At 73.0% G+C, this 6215-nt stretch carries 6 protein-coding genes; 2 read left to right on the forward strand and 4 right to left on the reverse strand.

Annotated elements, in window-relative coordinates:
• Positions 1–177 precede the first annotated feature (177 nt).
• Complete coding sequence (gene purN / locus MU407_RS10185) at positions 178–750, reverse strand: phosphoribosylglycinamide formyltransferase (RefSeq protein ID WP_246957159.1); 573 nt, start codon at positions 748–750, stop codon at positions 178–180.
• A 79-nt stretch (positions 751–829) separates the two neighbouring features.
• Between purN and MU407_RS10190 the strand changes: the two genes are divergently transcribed.
• Positions 830–1246, forward strand: coding sequence for a hypothetical protein (locus tag MU407_RS10190; protein WP_246957161.1), 417 nt, complete (start codon positions 830–832; stop codon positions 1244–1246).
• Here MU407_RS10190 and MU407_RS10195 read toward each other — a convergent pair.
• Positions 1226–2791, reverse strand: coding sequence for a DUF6350 family protein (locus tag MU407_RS10195; protein WP_246957163.1), 1566 nt, complete (start codon positions 2789–2791; stop codon positions 1226–1228). The genes MU407_RS10190 and MU407_RS10195 overlap by 21 nt on opposite strands.
• A gap of 179 nt (positions 2792–2970) precedes the next feature.
• Between MU407_RS10195 and MU407_RS10200 the strand changes: the two genes are divergently transcribed.
• Positions 2971–4506 carry a chorismate-binding protein gene (locus MU407_RS10200; protein ID WP_246957166.1) on the forward strand — a complete coding sequence of 512 codons (1536 nt, stop codon included), beginning with the start codon at positions 2971–2973 and terminating at the stop codon, positions 4504–4506.
• 29 nt (positions 4507–4535) lie between these two features.
• Here MU407_RS10200 and MU407_RS10205 read toward each other — a convergent pair whose 3' ends face one another.
• A complete protein-coding gene (locus MU407_RS10205) occupies positions 4536–5786 on the reverse strand; it encodes a trypsin-like peptidase domain-containing protein (RefSeq protein WP_246957169.1) in 1251 nt (416 codons plus the stop codon).
• A 5-nt stretch (positions 5787–5791) separates the two neighbouring features.
• Positions 5792–6061 (reverse strand): hypothetical protein, encoded by a 270-nt coding sequence (locus tag MU407_RS10210; protein WP_246957172.1) that lies wholly within the window; start codon positions 6059–6061, stop codon positions 5792–5794.
• Positions 6062–6215 lie beyond the last annotated feature (154 nt).

Genomic DNA, 6215 nt, shown 5'->3' on the forward strand with positions numbered 1-6215 from the left:
GTGTCGGCTCGTGTGCTGCGGGCGGATGTCCTGCGCGGCACCCAGGCGGTCGATGCGCGCGCGTCACTCCCCGGTGGTCACCCACCTGCGCCAGTCGTGTGCGGCCATCGTAACGGGGCCGACGGGTGGGGTGCGTCGGCGCACCGGCAGCCGACGGTTCAGCGCGCGCCGGTCGGCTCAGCGTGCGGCGGTGAGGCGGCGCACGACGTCCACGAGCATGGGCTGTTCGGCGGCTTTGATGCGCTCGTGCAGCGTCGCCTCGGTGTCGTCCTCGCGCACCTCGACGGGGACCTGGGCGAGGATCCGCCCGGTGTCCACGCCGGCGTCGACCTCGATGACGCTCGCGCCGGTGACCTTCACACCGTGGGCCAGGGCGTCGCGCACCCCGTGGGCGCCGGGGAAGGAGGGCAGCAGGGCGGGGTGGGTGTTGATGATCCGGCCGCCGAAGGCTTCGAGCAGCGGCGCGCCGACGAGCTTCATGAACCCGGCGAGGACCACGAGCTGCGGCTCATGCGCCACGACAGCAGCAGCGAGCGCGCGGTCCCAGGCGGCGCGGTCGGGATGGTCGGCCAGGCGCACCACCTGCGTGGGGATCGAGGCGGCGCGGGCGTGCTCGAGGCCGGCGGCATCGGTGTCGGCGAGCACGGCGACGACCTCGTAAGGGCAGTCAGGCTCGCGCGAGGCCTCAAGGAGGGCGGCGAGGGTGGAGCCGGTGCCGGAGATCAGAACGACGATGGGGGTGCGCTTCACCCCGTCAGGGTACGGGCTGAGCGGGGTGCGCCGCTGGTCATGAGGACGCATCCAGGCAGGCGCGGCACAATGGGTGGTGATGAACAGCGAACCCGATGCGAAGCGACCCGACGACACCTCCCTGACGCGCCAGCGCCGACTGCTGGGCGGGATGGTGATCGCCATGCTCAGCGCCTCGCTGCTGTCGCTGGCCTCTCTGCCCTGGAAGCTGCTGGCCGGAGCGGCGGCGCTCGTGGCGCTCGTGCTGCTGGTGATGCTCGTGGTGAGCGCCCTGCGCAACGGGCGGATCGGCACCGCCCTGTTCGCGGTGCTGCTGGGCATCCCGGCGACCCTGCTGATCATCGCGGGCACCGGCATGGGCATCGTGTTCTACGGGCCGATGTCCGAGTACGAGCAGTGTCTGGACACCGCGATCACCGAGCGGGCCCGCGCGGCCTGCAACGACCAGGCGCAGAACTCGATCATCGAGTGGTTCTCAGGAGTCTTCGGCGGCTGAGCGCTGATCCTCCGCGGGGGACTCCTCATCAGCTGACTCGGAATCCACGTCTGCGGTCGACCAGAGGTCCGCCTCGTCGTTGTTTGCGTCTTCACCAGCGTCTGCGTCTGAACCCGCGTCGGCATCCTCGTCGGCGTCTGCGTCTTCGTCTTTGACGGCGTCATCCGTGTCCGCACCGGCAGGGCCGGAAGCACTCCTCGCATCTGACTCGGCCGCACCGTCGGCCCCGTCACCGGCTGTTGCCGCCTTGCCCTGCTCCCGCGGGCTCTCGCCACGCTCTTCCTGCTCGGCGCGCTCCACGCGCTCGCGCAGGGAGTCGACCGCGCGGCGGGTCCAGGGGATCAGCGGCGTGCCGAGCACCCCGTAGACCGCCCCGGCGCCGAGCACGGCGATGCCCAGCAGCGGCAGCAGCATCGTGCCCACCTGCGGGCCGACGTGGGCCAGGCGGTCCTCGCCGATGCCGCCGCCGGACAGCCCCGCGATCAGCAGCAGCGCCACGACGATCACGAGCGGGTAGGCGATCCAGGCGGTGAGGCGGTCACGCTGCTCGAGCTCGGCGACATCCCGCACCAGGCGCGCCGCCCCGAGCCCCACCGCGATCGCGGGCAGCAGCATGAGCGCCCAGGCGGCGGCGGGGAACTCGCCGGGGCCGGGCAGGGCGCCGAGCATCGGCAGGGCCGGCAGCACGCCGGTCTGCGCGCCGTCCAGGGAGATCCCGGTGCCGGTGCCGACGCCGACGGTGCCGCCCACGAGCACGACGAGCGCCCAGATCGCCAGCAGCGGCAGCAGGGCCAGCTGCAGCAGCGCGAGCACGATGCCGCCGATGATCCCGGGCTGCAGCTGCTCGAACAGCGCGGCCTGCGCTGGCAGCGCCAGCAGGATGAGCACGAGCATCGTCGCGAGCCCCAGGCTGAGCAGCGTGGCCAGGGTGATGAGGGCCGCGCGGGCCACCTCGCCGTACGGGGAGGGCAGCAGGTCCAGCACTCGCACCCCGGGCAGCTCATCGGTGGGGTCTCGGCGCAGTGACCACAGCAGGCCGGTGAGCCCGCCGAGCACGGCGACCATCGCCCCGGAGACCAGCGCTGAGGGCACGAGCGGGGAGGTGTCCGCGGAGCGGCCCATCGCGGCGAGGACCGCCAGACCGCTCGCATAGGCGGTGGCGTAGGCGCCGAGCGCGACGCCGAGATCGCGCAGGGCTCCGTGGCGCAGCATCCCGTCGTCCCGGACCGGCACGAGCTTGCGTCCCACCCCGCGCAGTGTTCTCGCGGACAGGGCCAGCAGCAGGATCAGCAGGCCGATGGGGGTGAGGGTCACGGCGCCGTCCACCACCCCGGTGGTCAGCACGATCCCGCCGCCGTGCCCCAGGATCAGGACGTTCAGGGCGATGATGATCGCATCCAGCGCGGTGGCGGTCGAGGCGGTGCCGGCCACCTGCGCGGCGAGCGCGGGGACCACGACCACGGCGATCGCGATCCCCAGTGTGGTGAGGGCGGCGAGGAGTCCGCGGACCACGGGGGTGGCGATGCTCTGGGCGCTGTTGCTCACGCACTGCTCCTCGGTCCGGCTGGGGGTCGTGGGAAGTCGGCCCCCGCGCCCGTCAGAGGGGCGCCGGTCCATGGTCGCACCTTCCCGGGGCGCTCGAGCGCATTGCCGAGCAGGGCGCGCCTCACGCGGGCGGCGCCGCACCACCCCCGGCGCCGACGGGGTAGCGCATAATGGCCCGGATGTCCCCCTCCCCTGCCGCTCCCCGCGACCCCGCCGCCCAGCGAGTGGCCGATGCTGCCCTGACCGGGGGCGATGATGCGCCGGGACAGGAACAGACGGGCGGCAGCGTGGTCCAGCTGCACGTGCGGACGGTGCGGATCGAGGAGCCGGTGGACCTGCTCGCGCATATCCCCGCGGATCTTTCCGCGGCGTGGATCCGGCACGGGCAGGGCATGGTGGCGCTCGGCTCAGCGTGGTCGGTCCGCACGACGGGTGAGCAGCGTTTCGCGGCCGCCCGCGCGGCGTTCACGCAGCTCGCGGCCCGTGCGCGGGTGGATGACGAGGTGCGTGCGCGGGCGAGCGGCCTCATTGCGCTGGGCAGCTTCTCCTATGCCGCGTCCTCGCCGCGGCCCTCCCGGCTCACGGTGCCGCAGGCGGTGCTGGGGGTGATCGAGGGCGAGGCATTCCTCACGGTGGTGGGCATCGAGGAGGAGCCGACGCTCCCGGACTCCTGGCAGGACCTGTTCCCCGCCGCTCCGGCCGAGGAGGAGAGCGACGACGCTGCGGCGCGCGCTGTTCCCACGGGCGCTGCCTCGTCAGGCGCTGTCCCCACGGGCGCTGCCTCGTCAGGCGCTGTCCCCACGGGCGCTGCCTCGTCAGGCACTGTCCCCTCGGGGGCTGTCCCCTCGGGCACGCCCCCGCCCGGCACTCCCCCGTCGGCCCACACCGGAGAGCTCACGCTTGAGCCCGCGCATACGCCCGCTGAGTATCAGCAGCTGGTGCGCGAGGCGATTGCGCGGATCCGGGACGGGCAGGCGCACAAGGTCGTGCTCTCCGAGCGGATCACCGCGACCAGTCCGCAGTCGCTCGACCCGGCGCTGCTCGTGACCCGCCTGGCGCGCGCCTACCCCTCCACCTGGGTGTATTTCCTCGATGACGTGGTGGGGGCGAGCCCCGAGATGCTTGCGCAGACGCAGGACGGGCGCGTGTTCTCCCGGGTGCTGGCCGGGTCCCGCCCGGTGGCCGATGACGGGGAGCTCGAGGAGGCGGATCGGCGGGCCTTCCGCACCGATGCGAAGGAGCGCTCCGAGCACCTGTACGCGGTGGAGTCGGTGACCTCCCGGCTGGAGGATCTGGCCGCGCAGCTCGAGGTCAGCCCGGAGCCGTTCGTGCTGCGTCTGCCGGGGCTCGAACACCTGGCCAGCGATGTGTCCGCGCAGCTGCGCGCGGGGGTGACGAGCCTGGATGTCGCCGCGCGGCTGCACCCCTCGGCCGCGGTCTCCGGCACCTCGCGGGAGCAGGCGGATCAGATCATCGCCGCGCTCGAACCGGCCGACCGCGGCGGCTACGCCTCTCCCGTCGGCTGGATGGATGCGCGCGGGGACGGGCAGTGGGCAATCGCGCTGCGGATGGCGCACCTGACCGGGGAACGCGAAGCGGTGCTGCAGGCCGGCGGCGGGCTCGTCGAGGCTTCGGACCCGGTCGCAGAGCATGCGGAGGTGCTCGCCAAGACACGCCCGATGCTGCGGGCGCTGCGCCGGGACCGCGCGGGCTGAAGCGGCGCGCTACCCCCGTCGGCCCGTGATCAGGTGGGGCGTTCTGCCAGGGTGACCTCGAGCATCACCACGTCGCCGTCGCGCACCAGCTGCAGTTCATGGGTGGAGCCGATGGGCATTCCGCGCACGAGGCCGGTGAGGGCGCCAGCGCCGTCCACCGGGATGCCGTCCATGCTGATCAGCAGATCGCCCTCCTGCACGCCGGCCTCGGCGGCGGGGCTGTCCGGTTCCACAGCCGCGACCTCCGCGCCGCGGTAGCCCACGCCCTCGCTCTCGCCGCTGCCATCGGAGCTGGTCACGCCGAGGAAGGCGTGGCGGGCGGTGCCGTCCTCCACGAGCTGTTCGCCGATCATGAGGGCGGTGTTGGAGGGGATCGCGAAGCCCAGGCCGATGCTGCCGGAGTGCCCGGACTGGTGCGGGATCGCGGCGATCGCGGTGTTGATGCCGATGACCTGCCCGGCGGCATCCACGAGCGGACCGCCGGAGTTGCCGGGGTTGATCGCGGCATCGGTCTGCAGGGCGGAGGTGTAGGCGGTGTCCGAGCCGTCGCCCTTCTCGCCGCTCGCGCTGACCGGCCGGTTCACGGCGGAGATGATGCCGGTGGTGACGGTGTTGCTGAGGCCCAGCGGGGTGCCGAGCGCCATCACCTCCTGGCCGACGACCACGGTCGAGGAGTCGGCGAACGTGGCGGGGGTCAGCTCGGCCGGCGGATCCTCGACCTGGATGACGGCGAGGTCGGTGCTGGGGTCGGTGCCGACGATCCGCGCCGGGTAGCTGCGGCCCTGGTTCGTGGTGATCGTGACATCGGTGCCGCCGGAGACGACGTGCTCATTCGTCAGCACATGCCCGTTGTCATCGAGCACCACGCCGGTGCCCTGGCTGGTGCCGTCCGGGCCGGCGACGAGGATCGCGACGGCGCTCGTGGAGACCTGCTGGGCGACATCGGCCCAGTCGGAGCCCTGCTGGCTCGCAGGCTGCACCACCGGGCCCGGAGCAGCGGGGTCAGCGCTCGCGGACGCGGACGGCTCCGCGCTCTCGGGCAGCAGCTGGTCGTAGGCGATGACCCCTCCCAGGGTGAGGCCGCTGGAGAGCAGCATCCCGGCGGTGACCAGGCTGATCGTGCCCAGCCAGCCGGGACCGCGACGGGGCTGGCGAGCCGGGGGTGGCGAGGTGGGAGCGGGAGGGGCCGTGGTGGGAGCGTGCCAGGCGGGCGGAGCAGCGCCCTGAGCAGGTAGCGCCGGGGTGGCGGCCTCCCTGGGGTTGTCCTGCGGAGCTGTCATGCTCCTTATCTCAACAGAGTCGGCTGTGCCGGGGACGGGTTCTGGCTGGTCTTCTCCTGAACGACCAGCACGCGCAGGCCCTTGGCGGGCTCGTCCAGCTGGTCGGGCAGCTGCTCGGCGGTGGTGCGCACGGGCTGGGCGCCGAGGGCGCGGGCCGCGACAGCGATATCGGCGCCATGCGGCGTGGTGAAGAAGCGGCGCAGCAGCTCCGGCGGGGCGGCGGCGTGCTCAAGGCCCGAGAAGATACGGCCACCACCATCGTCCATGACGATCACGTCCAGGTCAGGGCGGGGTTCGTCGGGGCCGATGAGCAGGCCCGTGCCTGTCCCTTACACACCTCTGACGCCGGCGTCCACACCCCCCGTGGCTTACCTTGGTGCGCCCGCGCCCGTGCACGACGACGCCTGCTGCAACTCGGTCACCGGCCGT

Origin of the sequence: Brachybacterium sp. Marseille-Q7125 (genome assembly GCF_023062615.1) — a bacterium.
Taxonomy (GTDB): domain Bacteria; phylum Actinomycetota; class Actinomycetes; order Actinomycetales; family Dermabacteraceae; genus Brachybacterium.

Coding starts and splice junctions, on each gene's coding strand:
- MU407_RS10190 (WP_246957161.1), top strand. CDS start 830: ATGAACAGCGAACCCGATGCGAAGCGACCCGACGACACCTCCCTGACG.
- MU407_RS10200 (WP_246957166.1), top strand. CDS start 2,971: ATGTCCCCCTCCCCTGCCGCTCCCCGCGACCCCGCCGCCCAGCGAGTG.
- MU407_RS10205 (WP_246957169.1), bottom strand. CDS start 5,786: ATGACAGCTCCGCAGGACAACCCCAGGGAGGCCGCCACCCCGGCGCTA.